Source organism: Micromonospora echinofusca (assembly GCF_017614955.1).
Lineage (GTDB): Bacteria > Actinomycetota > Actinomycetes > Mycobacteriales > Micromonosporaceae > Micromonospora > Micromonospora echinofusca_A.
Genome location: NZ_WVUH01000694.1, coordinates 1 through 853, shown reverse-complemented (window position 1 = coordinate 853; position 853 = coordinate 1). Strand labels below are relative to the sequence as shown.

Below are 853 nucleotides of genomic sequence, written 5' to 3'. Positions count from 1 at the left end.
GGGTGGCACGGTCGGTTCGGGTGCGGTGACGGTGGCGGTGGTGCAGGGCAACGTGCCGCGGCTGGGGTTGGACTTCAACGCGCAGCGGCGGGCGGTGCTGGACAACCACGTCAACGCCACGGTGCGGTTGGCGCAGGACGTGGCGGCGGGGCGGGTGGTCCAGCCGCAGCTGGTGGTGTGGCCGGAGAACTCCAGTGACATCGATCCGTTGCGTAACGCGGACGCGGCGGCGCGGATCTCGTTGGCCGCGGACACGGTGCGGGCGCCGATCCTGGTGGGTGCGGTGCTGGGTGGTCCCCGTGCGGGGCAGGTGCGTAACGCGGGACTGTTGTGGCGTCCGGGTAGCGGCCCGGATCTGGAGCAGACGTACGTGAAGCGGCATCCGGTGCCGTTCGCCGAGTACGTGCCGATGCGGGACATCGCCCGGATGGTCAGTAGTCAGGTGGACCGGGTGCGGTCGGATTTCGTGGCCGGGGACCGGCCGGGGGTGGTGTCGACCGGTGCGGTCACGGTCGGTGACGTGATCTGTTTCGAGGTGGCGTACGACGCGGTGGTGCGGGACACGGTCACCGGTGGGGCGCAGATCCTGGCGGTGCAGACCAACAACGCGACGTTCGACGAGGCGGAGGCCCGGCAGCAGTTGGCGATGGTGCGGTTGCGGGCGGTGGAGCACGGCCGGGAGGCGTTGATGGCCTCGACGGTGGGTGTGTCGGGGTTCGTGGACGCTTCGGGGCGGGTAAGCGGGGCCACCGGCTTCAACACCGGTGCGGTGGTGGTGGCGCAGATGGGTACCGGTGCGGGGTTGACGGTGGCGACGCGGCTGGCCTGGTGGCCGGAGGCGTTGGGTGTGGTG

General features: G+C 71.0%; 1 protein-coding gene. It reads left to right on the top strand.

Features of this window, described 5'->3' with window-relative positions; genetic code table 11:
- A partial coding sequence (gene lnt / locus GSF22_RS33935; protein WP_208817964.1) for an apolipoprotein N-acyltransferase occupies window positions 1–853 on the top strand: 853 nt, incomplete at both ends.